This is a genomic window from Kitasatospora sp. NPDC001664 (assembly GCF_053596675.1).
This window is the reverse complement of record NZ_JBSFGS010000007.1, coordinates 35,075-54,712: the sequence shown is the minus strand read 5'-3', so window position 1 is coordinate 54,712 and position 19,638 is coordinate 35,075. Positions and strand designations below refer to the sequence as shown.

Sequence of the window (19,638 nt, the reverse complement as noted above, 5' to 3'; positions counted from 1 at the left end):
CGGCAGCCGGCCCTACAGCGCGCGCCGCGCCGCCGCGATCGCCTTCGGGTCCCAGCCCGGACGCGGGACCGAGTCCAACAAGAGCTGGGTATAGGGGTGTTGCGGCCTGGCCAGCACCTCAGCGGTACGGCCCTGCTCGACGATCCGGCCCTGCCGCATCACGATCACGTCCTCGGTGACGCAGCGCACGACGCCCAGGTCGTGGGTGATGAACAGGTAGCCGATCCCGGTCCGCTCGCGGATCTCCGCCAGCAGGTTGAGGATCTGCGCCTGCACCGAGACGTCGAGCGCGGCCACCGCCTCGTCCAGCACCAGCACCGCCGGCTCCACCGCCAACGCCCGGGCGATGGCCACGCGTTGGCGCTGTCCGCCGGAGAGCTGGCGGGGCAGCGCGGAGGCCTCCCGGGCGCCGAGGCCGACCTGCTCCAGCAGTTCCTCGATCCGGCTGCGGTGGTCGGCCTCGGGGAAGTGCAGCTTCAGCGTCTCGGTCAGCGCGCTGCCGACGGTGCAGCGCGGGTCCAGCGAGAGGTACGGGTCCTGGAAGACCATCTGCACCTCGCGCGCCCGGGCCAGCCGGCCCGCCTTGCCCCTGGCCCCGGCCGCCATCCGGTCCCGGCCGTTGACCAACACCCGTCCGGAGTCGGCCCGTTCGAGGCCGACCACGATCCGGGCGCTGGTGGTCTTGCCCGAGCCGGACTCGCCGACGATGCCCAGCGAGCCGCCCTCGGCGAGCGTGAAGGAGACGTTGTCCACCGCCTGCACCTCGCCGTAGGAGCGGTGCAGGCCGAGCACCTCCAGGACGGGTGCGGCGGGCGTCGCGTGATCGGTCGCGTGATCAGCCATGGGCGAGGACCTCACCGGTTCGGTCGCTGTGGTGGCAGGCCGCCAGGCGCCCCGGCTCGCCCGCGACGGGCAGCAGGGCGGGCTCCTGCTGGGTGCACTCGAAGGTGGCGATCGGGCAGCGCGGGGCGAACGGACACCCCGTCAGCTCCTCGCGCAGGCTGGGCGGCCGCCCCTCGATCGCGGCCAGCCGGCCGCCCGGCGCGTCCAGCCGCGGGGTGGCCGCGAGCAGCGCCGCCGAGTACGGGTGGCGCGGGCGCTCGAACAGCGCCTCGGCCTGGCCGGTCTCCACGATCCGCCCGGCGTACATCACGTACACCCGGTCGCTGATCGCGGCGGCCAGGCCCAGGTCGTGGGTGACGAACAGCAGGCCGGTACCGAAGCGCTGCTGGAGGTCGTCGAGCAGCGCCACCACCTCCGCCTGCGAGCTGACGTCCAGCGCGGTGGTCGGCTCGTCGGCCAGGATCAGCGCCGGGTCGCCCATCAGGGCGGCGGCGATCATCACCCGCTGGAGCATGCCGCCGGAGACCTGGCCGGGGTAGCGGCCGAGCACCGAGGCGGGCAGGCCCACGGCCTCCAGCATCTCCACCGCGCGCTGCTCCGCTTCCTGGGCGGAGCGGCCGTCGTTGAGCCGGAGGCTCTCGGTGAGGAAGTCGCCGAGGCGGCGCATCGGGTTGACGGCGGCCCTCGGGTCCTGGAAGACCATCGCGGCGGTGTGGGTGCGCAGCCTGCGCAGCTGGGCGGGCGTCATGGTGAGCACGTCGTCCCCGGCCACCCGCAGGGCGCCCTCGGTGACGGCGCCGGGCGGCAGCAGGCCGAGGGCGCTGCGGGAGGTGAGGCTCTTGCCGGAGCCGGACTCCCCCACCAGGGCGACGGTCTCGGCGGCGCCGACGGTGAGGTCGACCCCGGCGAGCACGGGCCGGGCGGTGCCGGGCAGGCGCAGCCGGTAGCCCCGGACCTCCAGGGTGGGCTGCGTCTCCGGGAGCGGCTGCTTGTCGAGGGTGGTCATCGGTCCCTCCTGGCGACCTGGTCGGCCCAGCGCTCGCCGACGACGTTGAAGGCGACGACGGTCAGCACGATCGCGACGCAGGGCAGGACGGCGGAGAGCGGGTAACCGTTCTGGATGGCGGACTGTCCGTCGAAGACCATCCGGCCCCAGTCGGGGGTGAGGGCGGGGACGCCGAGCCCGAGGAAGGAGAGGCCGGCCAGGTCGATCAGGGCGTAGCCGAAGTTGACGGTGGACTGGGCGAGCACCACCGGCGCGATGCCGGGGATGACGTGCCGCAGGCAGATCTGCAGGCCGGAGTGGCCCTGCACCTGGTAGGCCTCGACGTAGGGGCGGGAGCGCTCGGCCAGCACCAGTGAGCGGGTGAGCCGGCTGACGTAGGGCAGGTAGGCGATGGCCAGGGCGATCACCGGGGCGAGCAGGCCCTCGCCGTAGACCGAGACGATCAGGATGGCGAGCAGCATGCCCGGGAAGGCGAAGACCAGTTCGGTGCTGCGGGAGAGCACCGAGTCCAGCCAGCCGCCGCGCCAGGCGGCGGTGACGCCGATGGCGACGCCGGCCAGGGTGGAGAAGGCCACCACGCCGAGCGGGCCGAGCAGCGAGGTGCGGGCGCCTAGCAGCAGCCGGGAGAGGGTGTCCCGGCCGGAGGCGTCCACGCCGAGCAGGTGCTCGGCGGAGGGGCCGGCCAGCGCGTTGCCGAGGTCGACCGCGTTGGGGTCCTCCGGGGCCAGCCAGGGGGCGAGCAGCGCGGCCAGCACCACCAGGGCGACGAAGCCCAGGCAGAGCAGCTGGAGCAGGCTGCGGTCGGTGCGGATCCGGGCCAGGCCCGGTCGGCGGATCAGGGTGGCGGTCATCCGGCGCTCCTCCCGGAGCCGAGGGTGACCCGGGGGTCGACCAGCGGGTGGACCAGGTCGACCAGCAGGTTCACCCCCATGAACAGCCCGACCATGATCAGTGAGATGGCCTGCACGGTGGGGAAGTCCTTGGTGGTGGTGGAGAGTTCGAGCAGCTGGCCGATGCCGCCGACGCTGAACGCGGTCTCCACCAGGACGGTGCAGACCAGCAGGGTGGAGACGATCAGGCCGCCGGTGGTGAGCACGGTGCCCAGCGCGTTGCGGAAGACGTGACGGCGGATCACCTGGTGCTCCGTCACCCCGCGGCTGCGCGCCACCGTGACGTGCTCGTGGCCCATCACCTCGGCCATCGCGGCCCGGGTGACCCGGGCCAGCATGCCGATCAGGTAGAGCGCGAGCGCGACGGCGGGCAGGGTGAGGTGCCAGACCATGTCGCCGAAGCCCTCCCCCGTGCCGCCGGTGGGGAACCAGCCGAGGCCGACCGCGAAGACGCCCTGGAGCAGCACGGCGGCGACGAAGGACGGGGTGCCGAGGGCCACGGTGGTGGTGACCAGCACGGTGGAGTCCACCGCGCCGCCCTTGACGGCGCCGAGCCAGCCGAGCAGCAGCCCGATCACCAGCACCAGGACCAGGGCCATGGCGACCAGCAGCAGGGTGGCCGGCAGCCGGTCGGCGAGCAGCCGGGAGACGTCCGTGCGGTAGGTGACGGAGCGTCCGAAGTCGCCGTGCAGGATCTGCCCGGCCCAGCGCAGGTACTGCACGAAGAACGGGTCGTCCAGGTGGTACTGGGCGTTGACCGCCGCGATGGCCTCGGGGGAGGCCGAGCGGCCCGCCAGCAGGAAGCTGGCAGGGCTGCCCGGCGCGAGGTACATCGCCCCGAAGATCACGAAGGAGGCGGCCGCCAGGGTGGCGGCCATCTCGGCCAGCCGTCGGGCGGCGAATCTCAGGAAGCTCACGGTGCAGCTCCCACCGCGGCCGCCCACGGCTGGTAGAGGTAGGAGATGGTGGTCGGGGCGCCGCTGATCCGCTTGTTGAGGAAGACGGCGGTCGGCCACTCGGCGACCGGGATCCAGAGCAGCTGCTCGGAGGCGGTCTTCTGGAGCTTGGCGCTGAGCGCGTACCGCAGGGCGGGGTCGTTGGCCTTCACGGCCTCGTCCACCAGGCCGTCGTAGACCGGGTCGCTGTAGGAGGCGAAGTTCTGGTAGGCGCCGGTCTTGAAGTTGGCCAGCAGGTCCAGCGGGTCGGTGATCGAGTCGTAGTACGTCTCGGGGAACATGTCGATCCCCTCGCGCGCCTGCGGGTCGGTGAACAGCGCGGTGAACGCGTTCGGCGCGATGGTCTTGAGCTTGACGTCCAGTCCGATCTTGGCCCCGGCCGCCTGCACGGCGGTGGCGAGCACCGAGACGTCCAGGCCGATCGGGCTGGTGGCCACGGTGATGCTCTTGCCGGTGGCGCCGGCCTCCTGGATCAGGGCCTTGGCCTTGGCCAGGTCGGGCTCGGTCGGGGTGAGGCCCTCGAAGGCCTGTTTGCGGACCGTCTCGGGGGCTCCGGCCCAGGCGGCCCGGGTGGTGAGCGAACCGGTGACCTGCCCGGACCCGCCGAGCCCGGCCTTCTGGAAGCCCGAGCGGTCCAGCGCCAGCGAGAGCGCCTGGCGGACCCGCACGTCGCCGAGCACGCCCTTCATGGTGGTGACGTTGACGTTGACGGTGCTCAGGCCCTCGCCGAAGTACAGCGTGCCGGCGCCGCTGGAGCGCAGCCGCTGGTAGGCCTCGGTGGGGATCAGGTAGCCGCCGTCGGCCTCGCCGCTGAGCAGCGCGTTGACCCGGGCCGAGGGGTCGGTGAGGAAGCGGAAGACCGCCTTCTTGGACTTGGCCTTGGTGCCCCAGTAGCCGTCGAAGCGCTCCAGCTCGATCGACTGGCCCTTGGTCCAGGTGCCGAGCTTGAAGGGGCCGGTGCAGGCCAGGCTGCCGGTGGTGCCGTAGTCCTTGCCGGCCGCCTCGACGCCCGCCTTGGAGGCGATCACCCCGGCGGCGGTGGCCATGTACTGGTTGAACTGCGAGTCGGGCTGGGTCAGCTTGACGGTGACCTGGAGCGGCCCGGTCTTGGTGATCGAGCTGACGTGCTGGAACTGCTGGGCCCAGGCGGCGGCGTTGTCCGGGTTCATCTGGCGGCCGAGGCTGTAGACCACGTCGTCGGCGGTGAGGGTGCCGCCGTCGTGGAACTTCACGTTCGGCCGCAGGTCGTAGACCCAGGTGTTGGGGTCAGGGTTGCTCGCCTTCTCGGCCAGGCCGGGGCCCAGGGTGAGGTCCGGGTTCCACCGCATCAGGCTCTCGCAGACGTTGGAGAGCACCGTGTTCTGCGGGTAGTCGAAGGCGGAGATGTAGTCCAGGGTGGGCGGTTCGGCGTACACCGCCCAGCTGAAGGAGTCCAGCCCGTCCTTGCCGGCCGGGGTCCCGGCGGAGAGCTTGAAGCCCTCGCCGTCGAGGTTCCCGGTCTTCGGCGGCCCGGAGCAGGCCGAGGCGGTCAGGGCGAGCAGTGCGGCGGCCGCCAACGCCGAGGATCTGACGACGGCGGAGCGGTACTGACGGCGAGTCATGCGCGGGGCTCCTTCGGGATCTGCTGGGTGATGCAGTGCACGCCGCCGCCACCGAAGGCGATGGCCCGGGCCCGGACGCCGACCACCTTGCGGCCGGGGAAGCACTCGGCGATCACCGCGAGCGCCTCCTCCTCGCCGGGGAGGTCGGCGACGGGGACGACCACGCCGCCGTTGGCGACGTAGAAGTTGAGGTAGCAGACCTCGATCTCCTGGCCGGCGATCTCGGTGAAGACCGTCTGCGGGAGGTCGATGATCTCCAGTGTGCGGCCCCGGGCGTCCACGGCCGCCTCCAACACGGCGCGGTTGTCGCGCATCCGCTGGTAGTCGGGGTGGTTCGGGTCGCTCGGGAGCTGGATCAGCACCTGGCCGGGGCCGGTGAAGGCGCAGACGCCGTCCACGTGGCCGTCGGTCTCGGTGTCCAGCAGACCGCCGTAGGGCAGCCAGATCACCTTGGTGACGCCGAGCTTGGCGATCAGCTCGGCCTCGATCTCCTCCTTGCTCATGCCCGGGTTGCGGTTCGGGTGGAGCAGGCACTGCTCGGTGGTGATCAGGGTGCCCTCGCCGTCCACGGTGACGGCGCCGCCCTCCAGGATCATCCGGGAGTCGATCCGCTCGACGCCGAGGCGCTCCAGCAGCAGGCCGGAGATCCGGTCGTCGGAGTCCCAGGGGCTGTGCTTGCCGCCCCAGGCGTTGAACCGGAAGTCCACCCCGGCCCGGGCGCCGTCCTGGTCGAGCACGAAGATCGGCGCGGAGTCGCGGAACCACGCGTCGTCGATGGGCAGTTCGGTCACCTCGATGCCCTCGCCGCAGAGCGCGCGGGCCTCCTCGCCCTGGCCCGGGGCGGCGACCATGGTCACCGGCTCGAACTCGGAGATCGCCCGGGCCACCTGCGCGTACTCGCGCTTGGCGTCCTCGAAGGTGGCGCCCCAGAGGTCCTCGCGGGTGGGCCAGGCCATCAGGCAGCCCTCGTGCTCGGTCCACTCGGCGGGCATGCGGAACGTCATGACAACTCTTCTCTAGGGGGTGGTTCAGGGGGTGGAGCGGCCGGGCTCAGTACGCCGGCGGGACGGCGGGCTGGGACTGGGTGGCGCAGTGGATGCCGCCGCCGCCCGAGGCGATGCCGTCGATGTTCAGCTGCACCACCCGGCGGTCCGGGTAGGCGGCCTGGAGGATCGTGTACGCGAGGCCGTCCGCGTAGCGGTCGCCGAACTGCGGGGCGATCACCGCGCCGTTGACGGTGTAGTAGTTGGTGTAGCTGGAGAGGAACTCCTTGCCACCACCACGGATCAACTTCTTGTCCGGGCCCGGGAGTTCGGTGATCTGCAGGCGGCGGCCGCGGGCGTCGGTGGCGCTCTGGAGGATCCGCTTGGTCTCCTCGTAGACCCGCACCCACTTGGGGTCGGTGTCCGGCCCCGGCTGGTCCAGGATCACCTTGCCGGGCGCGGTGAAGCGGGCCAGGCAGTCGATGTGGCAGTCGGTGATGTCCTGCCCGGCGAGGCCCGGCACCCAGATCACCTTGTCCTGGCCGAGCGAGGACTTGAGCTCCTGCTCCACCTGGGCCCGGCTCATCCCCGGGTTGCGGTTCGGGTTGACCAGCGAGCTCTCGGTGACCAGCAGGGTGCCCTCGCCGTCGGTCTCCAGCGAGCCGCCCTCGCCGACGAAACCGGCCTTGATCCGCGGCACGTTGTAGCGGTAGAGCAGCTCCTCGGCCGCCACCGCGTCGTTCTGGAACTGCTGGTAGTACGAGGTGCCGGTCTTGCCCCAGCCGTTGAAGTTGGTGTCCACGCCGGCCACGGCGCCGGGGGCGACCACGAAGGTGGGACCGAAGTCGCGGATCCAGAGGTCGTCGTTGCGGATCTCCTCGACGTCGATCCGGTGGTAGGCGCCCGAGCCGCAGTAGTAGCGGGCGTCCGCGGCCTGCTCGGGCCGGGCCAGCACCACGACCGGCTCGTAGCGGGATATCTCGTACGCGACGTTGGCGATGTCCCGCCGGACCACCGCGAGGTCGTAGGACCAGACCGAGCGCAGGGCCGGCCAGGACATGAAGGTCCGCACGTGACGGCCGTCCTCGGCCGGCATCCGCAGGGTCGCACCGTTGGGGGCGGTGGCGGCCCGGGCCGCTCCGGCACCAGGGAGGGCGAGGCCGAGGGCGGCCAGCGGCGCGGCGGCCGCGCCGAACTTGAGCAGGCTCCGCCGGGAGGTGACAGGGGTGTTCATGAAGACTCCCTTGAGGGTTCGGGAGGTGTGTGGGGTGACACACATCCTGCTCTGGACTGAAAATTCAGTCAAGGCATGAAGCGCACCTGATCGGGGAACGCGGCCCTCTCGGACCGCCTCCGTACCCGCACAGGCCCCTCACCACGGGATTTCTTCGCTGAAAATCTCGTCAGGATTGCTTCTGTGCAGGTAGAGTGAATGCCCGTGTCAGACCGTCGAACAGAGATACTCAGGGCCGCCACGCGGGTCATCAGCCGCCGCGGCGTGCGCGGACTGCGGGTCGCGGAGCTCGCGACCGAGGCCGGCGTCTCCGCCGCGCTCATCTACTACCACTTCACCGACCGGGCGGGGATCCTGCGCGAGACGCTGGAGTTCATCGGCGAGCGCGCCGACCGGTACACCACCGAGCAGGACCCGGAGCTCGCCGGGGACCCGAGGGCCGAGCTGGCCCAGGTCCTGCTGCTGGAGCTCCAGGACACCGTCGAGGTGCGCGAGAACAGCACCGCCTGGGGCGAGTTGAGGGCCAGTGCGGTCTTCGACCAGGACCTGCGCGAGGACCTGGCCCGCGCCACCCACACCTGGGTGCACGAGATCGCCTACCTGTTGGGCCGCGCCGACCCGGCCGGCACCGCCCCCGCGCACGCCTCCTCCGCCGAGCGGCTGACCGCCCTGCTGGAGGGGCTGAGCGTGCGCTGGCTCAGCGGCTCGATCCCGCTGGAGCACGCCCGGATGCTGCTCGCCGAGGCCATCGAAGCCGAACTCCCGCCCTACGGCCAGGAGTTCACTGCCTGAGCAGGGCGCTCCAGGGCACGCCGCAGCCCCTCCGGACCGTACGGACCGAAGGGGCTGGTGGCTGGTGGCTGGCGGCTATCCGGCGTCGGGGGTGCCGGGCTGGTCGTGCGTGGAGCAGTGGATGCCACCGCCGCCGGAGGCGATGTTGTCGATCACCACCGGCACCACCTCCCGGCCCGGGAAGTGGTCCCGGACGATCTGCTGCGCCCGGTCGTCCGCCTTGGCGTCGCCGAACTTCGGCAGGAAGACGGCCTTGTTGGCGATGTAGAAGTTGATGTACGAGGAGACGAAGGCGTCGCCGCGGCCGGTGATCCGGTCCGGGTCGGGCTGCGGAAGGTCGATCACCTTGAGCGGGCGGCCGAGCGCGTCGGTGGCGTCCCTGAGCACCTCGCGGGCCTGGGCCGCCGAACGGGACCAGACGTCAGCGGGCGCACCGGGGAAGGGCTGGTCGAGCAGCACCACGCCCGGCGCGGCGAACCGCACCAGGCAGTCCACGTGCGCGTCGGTGATGTCCTGGCCGCGCACCCCGGCGAACCAGATCACCTTGGTGACACCCAGCGCCTCCTTGAGCTCGGCCTCGACCTGGTCCCGGCTCTTGCCCTTGTTCCGGTTGTCGTTGACGACCGAGCTCTCGGTGACCATCAGGGTGCCCTGGCCGTCGCTCTCGAAGGAGCCGCCCTCGCCGACCAGCGGCGTGCGGATCCGCTCGATGCCGTACTTGCCGAGCACGGCGGCGGCCAGCGCGGAGTCGTTGCCGTGCTCCTTCTGCTTGTTGCCCCAGCCGTTGAAGTTGAAGTCCACGCCCTTGACGTGGCCACCCTCCTCGACGAAGACCGGTACGGTGTCCCGCGCCCAGAGGTCGTCCACCGCGAGCGGCACCACCTCGACCTCGTTGCCGCAGGCGTTCTGCGCCGCGTCCAGCTGGCCCGGCCGGGCGAACATCACCACGTGCTCGAAGCCGGCCACGGCCCGGGCCAGCCGCGCGATGTCCGCACGCACGCCCGGGAGTTGGTCGTCCCAGATGCCGGTCGAGGCGGGCCAGGACATGAAGGTGCGGGCGTGGCTCTCCCACTCGGCCCCGAACCGGCGGCCCTCCTTCCTCACCGGCGGGGTCGGCTGGGACGGCGGCCGCTCGGTGGAGGCCGGCGGCTCGGGCCCCTCCTCGTCGAGCACGCCGCAGGCGGTGGCGCCCAGCGTGAGCAGCCCCGCTCCGGCGGCGGCGCGCAGCACCGTGCGGCGGGTGGGCGAGAAGGGCGTGGTGCGGTCTGACACGGAATCACTCCGGCTCTGCTGTGGGGTGGTACGGCACGGCGGCTCGCGGACGGTGGCCGCGGCGGAAGGCCGCTCGCGCCGGGCTTCGGGTGCGGATTCGGCTACGGCAGGGGTTCCTGCATGGTCGAGCAGTGGATGCCGCCGCCTCCGGCCATCAGGCGGTCCACGTCCAGCTGGACCACCTCGCGCCCGGGGAAGCACTCGGCGATGGTCCGCCGGGCGGCCTCGTCCTTGGCGCGGTCGCCGAACTGGGCGGTGATGACGCCCCCGTTGACGACGTGGAAGTTCAGGTAGGAGTCGACGAACTTCGAGTCCCGGGAGCGGACTTCGTCCGGCCCGTCGATCCGGATCACCCGCAGCCGGCGGCCGCGGGCATCGGTGGCCCGGGACAGGATGTCGAACTGCTCACGGGCGTCCCGCGCCCAGACGTCGTTGCGGTCGGCCGGCGGCAGCTGGACCATGACGACCCCGGGCGCGACGAACCGGGAGGTGACGTCGATGTGGTCGTCGGTGATGTCGCGGCCCTTGATGCCGGGCACCCAGATCATCTTGTCCGCGCCGTAGACGTCGAGCACGGCCTCCTCGACCTCGTCCCGGCTCCAGCCCCGGTTGCGGTTCTTGTTCACCAGGCTGCTCTCGGTGGCCATCACGGTGCCGTCACCGTCGGTCTCCACCGAGCCGCCCTCGCCCACGAACTCGGCGTAGGAGAACGGGAGTCGGAGGTGCTCGGCGATCCCGCGGGCCACCTCGGCGTCGTCCCGGTGGGTCTGCTTGTTCCCCCAGCCGTTGAAGTTGAGGCCGACGGCGTCGAGCCGCCCGTGCCCGTCGCGGCGGAAGACCGGCGCGGTGTCCCGCATCCACAGGTCGTCGGTCGGGATCTCGGCGGTGACGGTGACGGCGGGCCCGCAGAGGGCGCGCGCCTCCTGGACGCTGTACTCGTCCGGCGCGCACATCTCCACCGGCTCGAAGCGGGCCACCGTCCGGGCGATCAGCGCGATGTCCTGCTGGACACCGGACAGCTGACGCCCCCAGACGGAGCGGCGGGAGGGCCACGACATCCAGGTGCGGGCGTGCGGCACGTCGTCCCGGTCCACCCACCACTGCGGCGGCTCTCCGGCGGGCCGGTGGGCCTGCAGCTCGGGGGCCGCCCCGAAGAGGCGGCTGATGAAGGATCGGCTGTCACTCATGGGATCTCCATCTCGAGAATTGCACGGTACCGCCGACCTGTCGGCCCGGCTCCGCGTCTTCACTCTCGCACTGACTGAATTTTCAGTCAAGAAAGCCCCCAAGCAGAAGGCCCCGGGTCGGCTCGCAAGCCACCCCGGGGCCCTTCGCTCCGACTACGTCCGGTTCAGTGGTGCAGCCGCTCCAGCTCGCTGTCGATCGCGCCGGTCATCAGCTCCCGCGCGTGCTCCAGCGGCAGGCTGCCGCTCAGCCAGCGCACGCTGAGGCCCTCCACCATCGCGGTCAGCCGCTCGGCGGAGGCCGCCAGTGCCGCGGCACCGTTCATCGGCCGCACCCGGCCGACCAGCTCGGCCACCTCCTGGACCCAGCCCAGGGTGGCCCGGGCGAGGTCCTCGCGCAGGTCCGGGTCGAAGACCGCGCTGGCGCGCAGCTCGCCCCAGGCCGTGCTGTTCTCCCGCACCTCCGGCGTGTCCTGGAGCTCCAGCAGCAGGGTCTGCTCCAGCTCCCCACGGGGCGTCAGCGGGGGCTCGTCCGCCAGCCGTTCGGTGGTGTACCGGCCGGCCCGGTCGTTGATGAACTCCAGCGTCGCGCGGAGGATCCCCGCCCGGTCCTTGAAGTGGTAGTAGATGAGCGCGGTGGACACGCTCGCCTCGGCGGCGAGCTCCTCCACCCGCAGCCCGCGGACACCGCGCCGGGCGATCACCCGCGCGGCCGCTTCCATGATCGAGGTTCTACGGTCTGCCACAAGCGATCACCCTACCCGCACCGTTTCCGCGCACCGCCGCGCCCGCCCCTTTCCGGGCGCCCGCCGCCGCCCCTCCTCGGCGGACCGTCCGGCACACCCATACTGACTGATATTCCGGTCAGGGTATAGTCCGAGCCGTCCGAGACCTCCCCCTTGCACACCTGCACCGACCTGCTGGGAGCCCCCATGACCGCTGACCTCTTCGGCAACAAGGCCCCCGGCGCGTTCACACCGCTCACCCCCGAGGACCCGGCCGAGGTCGGCGGCTACCGGCTCCGGGCCCGCCTCGGCGCGGGCGGCATGGGCCGGGTCTACCTCGCCTACACGCCCGGCGGGCGGCCCGTCGCCCTCAAGGTGATCCGCCCCGAACTCGCCGAGGACCCGCAGTTCCGCCACCGCTTCGCCCAGGAGGTGGCCAGCGCCCGCCTCATCCACGGCCTCTTCACCGCCCAGGTGGTCGACGCCGGCCCCGACGACGCGCTCCCCTGGCTGGCCACCGCCTACGTCCCCGGCCCCTCCCTCCACCAGGTCGTCCACCGCCACGGCCCGCTGCCCGAGCGGACCGGCCTCCTGCTGCTGGCCGGGATCGCCGAGGCCCTCCAGGCCGTCCACGCCGCCGGGGTCGTCCACCGCGACCTCAAGCCCGGCAACGTGCTGCTCGCCGCCGACGGCCCCCGGGTCATCGACTTCGGCATCGCCCGCGCCGCCGACGCCCTCCCCCTCACCAGCACCGGCCTGCGGATCGGTTCCCCCGGCTTCATGGCCCCCGAGCAGGCCCTCGGCCGGACCGCCACCCCGGCCACCGACGTGTTCGCCCTCGGCGCCCTGACCGCCTTCGTCGGCTCCGGCACCCTCCCCTTCGGCTTCGGCCCCGAAGCCGGCTCCCTCTACCGCGCCGTCCACGAGGAACCGGACCTCGACCGCCTCCCGCCCTCCCTCCTCGAACCGGCCCGCCTGTGCCTCGCCAAGGACCCGGCCGACCGGCCCACCACGGCGCAGCTGATCGAGTACGTCCGCAGCCACCCCGCAGTCGGGGGTGAACTCCGTTTCACGGACGGGTGGTTGCCCGAATCGGTCAGCTCCGCCCTGGTCGGCCACAGCGAGCTCCCGCCGACCCCGGCCCCGACTGCACCGACGGCCCTCGCGGCTCCGGCCTCCGCCCTCGCGACGGTGCTGCTCACCCCGGCGACCGCACCCGAGGCCGCCACCCGCCTCGCCGGGCCCCCGCCGACTCCCGGCACCGGGAAGCGGAAGGGGCGGCGGATCGCCGTGCGGGTGTCGGTCGTCGCAGGTGCGCTGCTGGTCGGCGCCGCAGGGGGCCTCCTCCTGCTGGACCCGTACGACTTCGACGACTCCGAGGCCGAGGCGGCCACCCCTCCCCCGTCGTCGTCCTCCGCCTCGCCCTCTCCCTCCCCGTCTCCCTCCCCCTCCTCCTCCCCGACGGTGACCCCCTCCCCCGGCTACGTACCGGTCCGTACCGACCTGACGCTCAGATCGCCCGACTCCTCCTACGAGTTCGACCTCCGGGCCGGAAAGGTGACCGCACAGGACGTCTCCACCTGGTTCCTCGGCCGCCACGGCGACGACCTCACCCTCCCCGACGGCTCCTCCGCCTACGTCTCCCCGGGCGGCCCCGTCCAACTGGAGGACTGCATCCGCGGGTTGGCCGGCGGTCCGGTCCACGCCGTCGCCCTCGGCACCGTTCAGGACGGCCGCGGCTTCTGCCTCCGCTCCCGCGACGGCGGTGACCTCGCGCTCGTCCGCGTCACCGACTCCGGCCCCGAGGACACCCCTCTGAGCGTCACCGTCACCACCTACCGCCGGGCCTCCTGACCACCCGTCAGGGCAGCGGCGTCCGGACGGAACGCCGTCTGCCATCGGTGAACACCACTCCGTACGGGCGGGACGGTCACTACCGTCCCGTCACATGACGGCACTCACCACCCGCGCGGTCGAATACCCGGCCGACGACCTGACGATGATCGGACACCTCGCACTCCCGGCCGGCACCTCGCGCCGACCGGCCGTGCTGATCGGCCCCGAGGGAGTGGGGCTCAGCGACGTCGAACGCCGACGGGCCGACGCCCTGGCCGAACTGGGGTACGTGGCGCTCGCCTTCGACCTGCACGGCGGGCGCTACCTGGACGACCCGGAGGACATGCTGGCCCGCTGCCTGCCGCTGCTCGCCGATCCCGACCGCATGCGGGGAATCGGCCGCGCCGCGCTCGACGTCCTGCGGGCCGAACCGCGGGCCGACCCCGACCGGATCGCCGCCATCGGCTACGGCACCGGCGGCGCGGTCGCTCTGGAGCTCGGCCGCGCCGGCGTCGACCTGCGGGCGATCGGGACCGTCAACGCGCTGACCACGGGCCGGCCGGGCGAGGCGGCGCGCATCCGCTGTCCGGTGTGGGCGGGGGTCGGCTCGGAGGACCCGATCATGCCGCCCGCCCAGCGGGAGGCCTTCACCGCGGAGATGCAGGCCGCGGGCGTCGACTGGCGCCTGACGGTCTACGGAGGAGCACTCCACGCCTTCCACCACCCGACGGTCGACCACCCCACCCCTCCCGGCGTCGGCTACCACCCACGCCACGCAGAGCGGGCCTGGCACGACGTCCTCGCCCTGCTCACCGAGTGCCTGCCCACCACGGAATGACCCCGCCCGGGCCGACCCGCGCGGCCACCGCGCGGGTCGGCCCGTGCGGAGCGGTCAGTCCACCAGCCCGTAGCACTCGGGGAACGCGCGCAGGAAGCCGGCCCGGTCGGAATCGTCCTCCACGGTGTGCAGTTCGCCGAGCACCTGGAGGAGCTCCGTCTGCTGATCCTCCGCCATGCGCTCGACGACCGGCCGAGCCCCCGACCGCACCCGGCCGCACCCGACCGCACCCGGCGAGGCGGAACCGGCGAACCGCCCCCTCGCGGCACTAGCATCGCGGCATGACCGGAGACAGCGCGGACCGCCGGTGGTCCGAGTCCATGCCGGAGGCGTACGAGCGGTACCTGGTGCCGGTGGTCTTCCGGCCGTTCGCCGAGGACCTGGCCGCCCGGGCGGCGGCGCTCCGACCCCGGCGGGTACTCGAACTCGCGGCGGGTACAGGGGTGTTGACCTCCGCGCTGCTGGCCGCCCTCCCCGCCGCCGAAGTGACGGCCACCGACCTCAACGAGGCGATGGTCACCTATGGCTCCGCCCGGGTCCCGGGGGCGGTGTGGCGGCAGGCCGACGCGCAGCACCTGCCGTTCCCGGACGGAGCGTTCGATCTGGTGGTCTGTCAGTTCGGCGTGATGTTCTTCCCCGACCGGGTGGCGGCCTACCGGGAGATCCGCCGGGTGCTGGCTCCCGGCAGTCGGGCACTCCTCACCACCTGGGGGCCGCTCCCCACCCACGCCTACGGCGCGGCGCTGCAGGCCGGGTTGGAGCGGGCCTTCCCCGGCGACGCACCGCCGTTCCTCCGCACCGTCCCGCACGGCTACGCCGATCCCGCCGCCGTGGCCGCCGATCTGACCGCCGCCGGTCTCACCGTCGAGGAGCAGCGGGAGCTGACGCTGGACGGCCGGGCCGCCTCCACCGCCGACGTCGCGATCGGCTTCCTCACCGGCACGCCCGTCCGCGCGGGCGTGCTGGAACGCGGGGACACGCCGGAGGTCCGGGCCCTCGTGGTCGAGGAGATGACGGCCCGGCTGGGGCCGGGGCCTGTGACGGCCCCGATGACGGCGTACGTCCTCCGCGCCGCGGCCTGAGCGCCGGTCCGCACCGATCTGCCCCGCCCCGCCGGAGGCGTGGCGGCCCGGCCCGGACGCACCGCGCTTGACGTTGACGCTGCGGCAGCTCCTACGGTCGTGACCAGGGCCGGACGGACCGGCCCGACGAGGAGGGGCGATGGACCTGCCGATCGCGGAGGTCGCCCGGATGTCGGGCGTGACCGCCCGGACGCTGCGGCACTACGACGAGATCGGCCTGCTCCCGCCGGCCCGGATCGCCGCCAACGGGCACCGCCACTACGGGGAGAGGCAGCTCCTGCGGCTGCAGCAGATCCTCGTGCTGCGGACGCTCGGCCTCGGCCTCCCGGAGATCGGCCGGATCGTCGGCGAGCAGGTCGACGAGGTGGAGGCCCTGCGCGGCCACCACCGTCGCCTGCTGGCCGAACGCGACCGGCTCGACGCGCTGGCCGCCACCGTCGCCCGCACCCTCGCCGACCTGGAACGCTCCAGAGAGGAAGGCCACCCCATGACCATCAACCGCCCGGAGAACCTCTTCGAAGGCATCCACCCCGCCCGCTACCAGGGCGGCCTGGGCGACTTCCCCGAACTCGCCGAGGCGACCGCGCGCCGCACCGACGGCATGGACCCCGCCGAGGTCGAGCGGGGCCAGCGGGAGCGCACGGCCGTGATGATCCGGCTCGCCGAGCTGATGGCGGCCGGCGTTCCGGTGGCCGACGCGGCCGTACAGGCGGAAGTCGACGCGCAGTTCCGGTCCCTGACGGAGCTCCACCCGGTGACGGCGGACGAGTTCCGTGCGATGGGGCGGGCCTGTGTGCGGCAGCCCGAGTGGCGCGCCGCGTACGAGGCGATCGCTCCCGGGCTGGCCGAGTACCAGCAGGCCGCGATCGAGCTCTACGCGGCGGGCCTGCCGGCCTGAGCCACCGTCAGGCCTTCCGGCCCAGCTGCTCCGCCCAGTCCGCCAGGCGCGCGAAGTCGTCCGGCGTCAGGCCGGTCTTCGGGTCCACGTGGTGCAGCAGCGCCGGGCCCGGGTGGTTGGCCCGGACCCAAGCCCGGTCCGCCTCCGTGATCAGGTCGTCGACCCACGCGAACGGACGCCCCCGGGCCCAGGCCACGATCTGCGGCGTCTTCCAGAACACCCCGCCCCCGGGCTCGGGGCGGGGCTCCGCCCAGGCGACGTACGGCAGTTCGGGAAGGCCGAGCAGCGGCGCGACGAACGCGTTCGCCTCCTCCTCCCAGGTCGTCGCCCAGACCAGCTCGAACGGCAGCCCGGCGAGTGCCGCCCCGTGCTCCTCGTTGAGCCAGACCCGCAGCGGCTTCGGCGCCTTGTGGGGCAGCCCGTACTCCCGGAGCCGCCGCCGCTCCATCGCCTCCCACCGAGGCGTCATCAACCGGTGCGTCCCGTACCCCTCGGGCCGCCGGTACGGCTTCGACGCGAAGGGATTCAACGGCCCGTCCACATCCACCATCAACAACGGCCGCACCGGCCCACCCCCACTCGTCGGTGCCCGGACGATACCGACGATCCACCACTGACGACCAGCGACTTCGTGGTCCCGAGCACTCGTCGAGCGCGTCGGTCAGGGCGACGACCGCCGTCGCCGTCCCGGCCACCGGGCACGAACCCCTCCCCTGACCTGATGACCTGACAGACGGTTAGGCGTGAGAGGCTGGGCGGCATGGGCGGGGCGTCGAACGATGAGTTTTCCCGGAGGTTCCTGGCCTCGATCCAGGTCGGTGATGTCTGCAGCGGGATCGTGGCAGAACTGACTCCACGGGGTGTGTCGGTGATCCTGGACGGCTTCGCTGCACGTCCCTTGGGGTTCGTGGGGCCGCTGGACCGGTCCTGGGTCCGGTCCTCGGGAGCGGCCGTGGAGGTCGGCGACCGGATCACCGCCGAGGTGACGGCCATCGACCTTGAGCAAGGTCGGGCCTGGATGTCCACGGCCGCCACGGAGAACCCCGAACTCTGGGCGTTCCTGAAATCCCTCCGCACCGGAGAAGTACTGTCGGGCCGGATCGGGTCGATCGAACGGTTCGGAGTGTTCGTCACCCTGGACGACGGCCCGGACCATCCGGTCTTCCCCGGCGTCGGGTTCATCACGATCCCCGAGCTGTCCTGGCGGCACTTCGAGGCGGCCTCGGAGGTCGTTCAGGTGGGCCAGCGCGTCAGGTGCGAGTTCCTCCAGTTCGACACGACGAACGGAGAGGCCAGGCTCTCCCTGCGAGCGACGCAGCCCGACCCGTTCCAGGCCTTCGCCGAGACCACCGCGGTGGGGCAGGCGCTGCAGGGACGAGTCACCAAGCTGGTTCCCTTCGGCGTGTTCGTGCAGGTCACCAGCGACCTCGAGGGCCTGCTCCATCTGCAGGAACTCACCTGGCCGCCTGTCGAGGCTCCAGAGATGGTCGTCCAAGTCGGCGACGACATCACGGTCGTCGTCACTGAGATCGATCGAGAACGACGCAGGCTGTCCCTCTCCCGACGGCACGCCTCCACGGCTCGCGACTGACCTCTCGCGCTCTCGCCTCAGCCGGGTCCGCATGACCCGTCTCATCGAAGATTGACTGGCGCGGGATTGTCGCAGTGTCAGCCCAGCGCTACACGGTGCGAAGAACAGGGTCGATCTCGGCCAGGATCTCGTTCAGCTGACGAGCCCCCAGAACCACGCGGTCGTCAGCGTCCCGAAACATCTCCTCGCACAGCCGCATCGCGTTGTCCCGGTCCTCGGAGAAGGTGCTGAACACATCGAGGATCGCGGTATGGATCCAGTCGCTCTGATTCGAGTCGGCGACGGCCAGTGCGGAGGCGGCTACCGCCAACCCGATCCTGTCCTTTCACCGGAGCACCGCTTCCGCGGTCACCCGGGTGACGAAGGTGTCACCCGGGTCGAGCACGAGCGCCAGCAGCGGCCCGCGGGCCTCCTGCCTCTCGGCGAAGCCTGCCAGGGCGCGACCGGCATCCGCCCGGTCACGATAGTCGTGGCTTCGCGAGAGCTCGCGGAGCGCCTCAACAGCCTCCTAAGGGCTGTCCCGCTATTCGCTCGCGCTACGACGGCGGATGCGCGGCTGACTGGCCAGACTGGGGCGCCACGAATCCGCTTGGGCCCGCCGGTGGGCGACGCGTAGCCTCTTGGCCATGTGCTACCACGCATTCAACGGCGCCTTCCGGCACTACGTGTGCGTCGGGTGCCGGCTCTCCTTCAAGGGCAGCACGTGGCCGATCCGGAAGCGCATCTGTCCTGGCTGTCGTCAGGAGCTCGTCTTCGCAGGCTACGACTTCGCCGCGCCTCGGCGACGCGACGCGAAGGCGTGGTCCGTCGTGGCTACCGTGCTCGCGGAGGGGCTGACCTACGACCACCGCCCCGGCTGTGGCTGCTCACGGCTCCCTTCGTTCCGCCCCCGGACCCCATCACAGGTGCGTGTCCGCCGACGCGCGGCCGAGCGGCTGGGCCTGCCTTTGTCGGTGACCCTCGCCCGCCGCGACGCCTTCACCCCGGAGAGCCGCGACGAGCTCCCGCCCTCCCCGTCGGCCGCCGAGCCCGACACGACCTGAGCGTCGCACCGGGTGGTGTCAAAGGGGGAAGATCATCCCCCGCTCCTCGTACTACGCCTGGGCCGGCGGCCCGGAAGCACGGCGGGCCCGTGAGCGGGCCGACGACGCTCCCGTCCACGAGATCACCGTGGTCCACCTCGCCTCCAAGGGCGCCTACGGCGTACCGCGCGTGCACGCCGAACTCCAGCGCCAGGGACACGCGGTGAACCACAAGCGGATCGAGCGACTGATGCGCGAACGCGGCATCGCGGGAATCACCCGCCGCCGCCGGCGCCGCTCGCTGACCCGCCCGGACAAACAGGCCTGCCCCACAACGGACCTGATCGGCCGTGACTTCACCGCCACCCGGCCCGGAACCCGCCTGGTCGGCGACATCACCTACCTGCCCACCGGCGAGGGCTGGCTCTACCTCGCCTGCTGGCTCGACCTCGCCACCCGCGAGGTCGTCGGCTACGCGATGGCCGAGCACCACCGCGCCGACCTGGTCGTCGACGCCCTGCGCATGGCCCACGCGCGAGGCCGCCTGGAGCCGGGCTGCATCGTGCACAGCGACCGCGGCAACGAGTACACCTCCACTCAATTCCGCACCACGGCATAAGAATTGGGGATCCGAGCGAGAACCGGACGCACCGGCTCGTGCTACGACAACGACACACCCTCGCAGCATGAGAACGAGCGTCCAGGATCATGGGGGGACTTCAGAGATCCTTACCAGCCGGCTCGGCGACGGCTGCCGAACTGGATCAAGGAAGTCGACGCCAGCCGACTGCCAGACCTAACTGGCTTCGCCGTCCACCTGCCCTCATACCTCGACGCCGTCATGGCCGGCCTCACCCCGGAGTGGAGTTCTGGCAGCGTCGAACG

At 72.2% G+C, this 19,638-nt stretch carries 21 protein-coding genes; 8 read left to right on the top strand and 13 right to left on the bottom strand.

The features are described from left to right. Positions 1-12: 12 nt before the first annotated feature. From ACWCYY_RS12210 to ACWCYY_RS12180, 7 genes are read right to left on the bottom strand one after another with little or no spacing between them, the layout of a single operon-like run. Positions 13-843: an ABC transporter ATP-binding protein gene (locus tag ACWCYY_RS12210; RefSeq protein ID WP_449795943.1), complete on the bottom strand. Its 831-nt coding sequence runs from the start codon at positions 841-843 to the stop codon at positions 13-15. Then, positions 836-1,849: an ABC transporter ATP-binding protein gene (locus tag ACWCYY_RS12205; RefSeq protein WP_449795942.1), complete on the bottom strand. Its 1,014-nt coding sequence runs from the start codon at positions 1,847-1,849 to the stop codon at positions 836-838. Before ACWCYY_RS12205 ends, ACWCYY_RS12210 begins: the two co-directional genes overlap by 8 nt. Continuing rightward, positions 1,846-2,700 carry an ABC transporter permease gene (locus tag ACWCYY_RS12200; RefSeq protein ID WP_345281662.1) on the bottom strand — a complete coding sequence of 285 codons (855 nt, stop codon included), beginning with the start codon at positions 2,698-2,700 and terminating at the stop codon, positions 1,846-1,848. Before ACWCYY_RS12200 ends, ACWCYY_RS12205 begins: the two co-directional genes overlap by 4 nt. After that, positions 2,697-3,656 carry an ABC transporter permease gene (locus ACWCYY_RS12195; RefSeq protein ID WP_345281660.1) on the bottom strand — a complete coding sequence of 320 codons (960 nt, stop codon included), beginning with the start codon at positions 3,654-3,656 and terminating at the stop codon, positions 2,697-2,699. The genes ACWCYY_RS12200 and ACWCYY_RS12195 overlap by 4 nt, the downstream gene beginning before the upstream one ends. Beyond that, positions 3,653-5,296 carry an ABC transporter substrate-binding protein gene (locus tag ACWCYY_RS12190; RefSeq protein ID WP_345281658.1) on the bottom strand — a complete coding sequence of 548 codons (1,644 nt, stop codon included), beginning with the start codon at positions 5,294-5,296 and terminating at the stop codon, positions 3,653-3,655. Before ACWCYY_RS12190 ends, ACWCYY_RS12195 begins: the two co-directional genes overlap by 4 nt. Next, on the bottom strand, positions 5,293-6,300 hold the full coding sequence (locus tag ACWCYY_RS12185; RefSeq protein WP_345281656.1) for an agmatine deiminase family protein: 1,008 nt from the start codon (positions 6,298-6,300) through the stop codon (positions 5,293-5,295). The genes ACWCYY_RS12190 and ACWCYY_RS12185 overlap by 4 nt, the downstream gene beginning before the upstream one ends. Before the next feature lie 46 nt (positions 6,301-6,346). Further along, positions 6,347-7,513 (bottom strand): agmatine deiminase family protein, encoded by a 1,167-nt coding sequence (locus ACWCYY_RS12180; protein WP_345281654.1) that lies wholly within the window; start codon positions 7,511-7,513, stop codon positions 6,347-6,349. Positions 7,514-7,711: 198 nt separating this feature from the next. Here ACWCYY_RS12180 and ACWCYY_RS12175 point away from each other — a divergent pair, with 198 nt between their 5' ends. Next, on the top strand, positions 7,712-8,305 hold the full coding sequence (locus ACWCYY_RS12175; RefSeq protein WP_380149652.1) for a TetR/AcrR family transcriptional regulator: 594 nt from the start codon (positions 7,712-7,714) through the stop codon (positions 8,303-8,305). Between the two features lie 75 nt (positions 8,306-8,380). On the opposite strand, the gene ACWCYY_RS12170 is transcribed toward ACWCYY_RS12175, so the two are convergent. The 3 genes from ACWCYY_RS12170 to ACWCYY_RS12160 form a co-directional block, all read right to left on the bottom strand. Further along, a complete protein-coding gene (locus ACWCYY_RS12170) occupies positions 8,381-9,577 on the bottom strand; it encodes an agmatine deiminase family protein (RefSeq protein WP_380149651.1) in 1,197 nt (398 codons plus the stop codon). A gap of 101 nt (positions 9,578-9,678) precedes the next feature. Further along, a complete protein-coding gene (locus ACWCYY_RS12165) occupies positions 9,679-10,764 on the bottom strand; it encodes an agmatine deiminase family protein (RefSeq protein ID WP_449795941.1) in 1,086 nt (361 codons plus the stop codon). 164 nt (positions 10,765-10,928) lie between these two features. After that, entirely contained in the window at positions 10,929-11,483 is a 555-nt protein-coding gene (locus ACWCYY_RS12160) for a TetR/AcrR family transcriptional regulator (protein ID WP_380149703.1), read from the bottom strand. Positions 11,484-11,693: 210 nt separating this feature from the next. On the opposite strand from ACWCYY_RS12160, the gene ACWCYY_RS12155 reads away from it, so the two are divergent. Both ACWCYY_RS12155 and ACWCYY_RS12150 read left to right on the top strand, forming a co-directional pair. After that, a complete protein-coding gene (locus ACWCYY_RS12155) occupies positions 11,694-13,340 on the top strand; it encodes a serine/threonine-protein kinase (protein ID WP_449795940.1) in 1,647 nt (548 codons plus the stop codon). Positions 13,341-13,434: 94 nt separating this feature from the next. Further along, positions 13,435-14,160 (top strand): dienelactone hydrolase family protein, encoded by a 726-nt coding sequence (locus ACWCYY_RS12150; RefSeq protein ID WP_380149648.1) that lies wholly within the window; start codon positions 13,435-13,437, stop codon positions 14,158-14,160. Between the two features lie 54 nt (positions 14,161-14,214). Here ACWCYY_RS12150 and ACWCYY_RS12145 read toward each other — a convergent pair whose 3' ends face one another. Further along, complete coding sequence (locus tag ACWCYY_RS12145) at positions 14,215-14,337, bottom strand: hypothetical protein (RefSeq protein WP_449795939.1); 123 nt, start codon at positions 14,335-14,337, stop codon at positions 14,215-14,217. A gap of 104 nt (positions 14,338-14,441) precedes the next feature. Here ACWCYY_RS12145 and ACWCYY_RS12140 point away from each other — a divergent pair, with 104 nt between their 5' ends. After that, the gene (locus tag ACWCYY_RS12140; protein ID WP_449795938.1) at positions 14,442-15,242 is read left to right on the top strand and encodes a class I SAM-dependent methyltransferase; all 801 of its coding nucleotides are present in this window, start codon (positions 14,442-14,444) and stop codon (positions 15,240-15,242) included. A gap of 139 nt (positions 15,243-15,381) precedes the next feature. Next, positions 15,382-16,140, top strand: coding sequence for a MerR family transcriptional regulator (locus ACWCYY_RS12135; RefSeq protein ID WP_449795937.1), 759 nt, complete (start codon positions 15,382-15,384; stop codon positions 16,138-16,140). A 7-nt stretch (positions 16,141-16,147) separates the two neighbouring features. Here ACWCYY_RS12135 and ACWCYY_RS12130 read toward each other — a convergent pair whose 3' ends face one another. After that, positions 16,148-16,690, bottom strand: coding sequence for a hypothetical protein (locus tag ACWCYY_RS12130; RefSeq protein ID WP_449795936.1), 543 nt, complete (start codon positions 16,688-16,690; stop codon positions 16,148-16,150). 210 nt (positions 16,691-16,900) lie between these two features. Between ACWCYY_RS12130 and ACWCYY_RS12125 the strand changes: the two genes are divergently transcribed. After that, entirely contained in the window at positions 16,901-17,731 is an 831-nt protein-coding gene (locus tag ACWCYY_RS12125; RefSeq protein WP_449795935.1) for a S1 RNA-binding domain-containing protein, read from the top strand. Positions 17,732-17,819: 88 nt separating this feature from the next. Here ACWCYY_RS12125 and ACWCYY_RS12120 read toward each other — a convergent pair whose 3' ends face one another. Further along, the gene (locus ACWCYY_RS12120; RefSeq protein ID WP_449795934.1) at positions 17,820-18,041 is read right to left on the bottom strand and encodes a hypothetical protein; all 222 of its coding nucleotides are present in this window, start codon (positions 18,039-18,041) and stop codon (positions 17,820-17,822) included. A gap of 595 nt (positions 18,042-18,636) precedes the next feature. On the opposite strand from ACWCYY_RS12120, the gene ACWCYY_RS12115 reads away from it, so the two are divergent. Further along, positions 18,637-18,774, top strand: coding sequence for a hypothetical protein (locus tag ACWCYY_RS12115; RefSeq protein WP_449795933.1), 138 nt, complete (start codon positions 18,637-18,639; stop codon positions 18,772-18,774). Between the two features lie 31 nt (positions 18,775-18,805). Next, a complete protein-coding gene (locus ACWCYY_RS12110; protein ID WP_449796065.1) occupies positions 18,806-19,372 on the top strand; it encodes an IS3 family transposase in 567 nt (188 codons plus the stop codon). The last annotated feature ends 266 nt before the right edge of the window (positions 19,373-19,638 follow it).

Bases quoted from the DNA above. Each gene is read 5' to 3' on its own strand.
- ACWCYY_RS12125 (WP_449795935.1), top strand. From the start codon at position 16,901: ATGGGCGGGGCGTCGAACGATGAGTTTTCCCGGAGGTTCCTGGCCTCG.
- ACWCYY_RS12175 (WP_380149652.1), top strand. From the start codon at position 7,712: ATGCCCGTGTCAGACCGTCGAACAGAGATACTCAGGGCCGCCACGCGG.
- ACWCYY_RS12205 (WP_449795942.1), bottom strand. From the start codon at position 1,849: ATGACCACCCTCGACAAGCAGCCGCTCCCGGAGACGCAGCCCACCCTG.
- ACWCYY_RS12145 (WP_449795939.1), bottom strand. From the start codon at position 14,337: ATGGCGGAGGATCAGCAGACGGAGCTCCTCCAGGTGCTCGGCGAACTG.
- ACWCYY_RS12150 (WP_380149648.1), top strand. From the start codon at position 13,435: ATGACGGCACTCACCACCCGCGCGGTCGAATACCCGGCCGACGACCTG.
- ACWCYY_RS12130 (WP_449795936.1), bottom strand. From the start codon at position 16,690: ATGGTGGATGTGGACGGGCCGTTGAATCCCTTCGCGTCGAAGCCGTAC.
- ACWCYY_RS12155 (WP_449795940.1), top strand. From the start codon at position 11,694: ATGACCGCTGACCTCTTCGGCAACAAGGCCCCCGGCGCGTTCACACCG.
- ACWCYY_RS12135 (WP_449795937.1), top strand. From the start codon at position 15,382: ATGGACCTGCCGATCGCGGAGGTCGCCCGGATGTCGGGCGTGACCGCC.
- ACWCYY_RS12210 (WP_449795943.1), bottom strand. From the start codon at position 843: ATGGCTGATCACGCGACCGATCACGCGACGCCCGCCGCACCCGTCCTG.
- ACWCYY_RS12160 (WP_380149703.1), bottom strand. From the start codon at position 11,483: ATGGAAGCGGCCGCGCGGGTGATCGCCCGGCGCGGTGTCCGCGGGCTG.
- ACWCYY_RS12185 (WP_345281656.1), bottom strand. From the start codon at position 6,300: ATGACGTTCCGCATGCCCGCCGAGTGGACCGAGCACGAGGGCTGCCTG.
- ACWCYY_RS12165 (WP_449795941.1), bottom strand. From the start codon at position 10,764: ATGAGTGACAGCCGATCCTTCATCAGCCGCCTCTTCGGGGCGGCCCCC.
- ACWCYY_RS12180 (WP_345281654.1), bottom strand. From the start codon at position 7,513: ATGAACACCCCTGTCACCTCCCGGCGGAGCCTGCTCAAGTTCGGCGCG.
- ACWCYY_RS12200 (WP_345281662.1), bottom strand. From the start codon at position 2,700: ATGACCGCCACCCTGATCCGCCGACCGGGCCTGGCCCGGATCCGCACC.
- ACWCYY_RS12190 (WP_345281658.1), bottom strand. From the start codon at position 5,296: ATGACTCGCCGTCAGTACCGCTCCGCCGTCGTCAGATCCTCGGCGTTG.
- ACWCYY_RS12140 (WP_449795938.1), top strand. From the start codon at position 14,442: ATGACCGGAGACAGCGCGGACCGCCGGTGGTCCGAGTCCATGCCGGAG.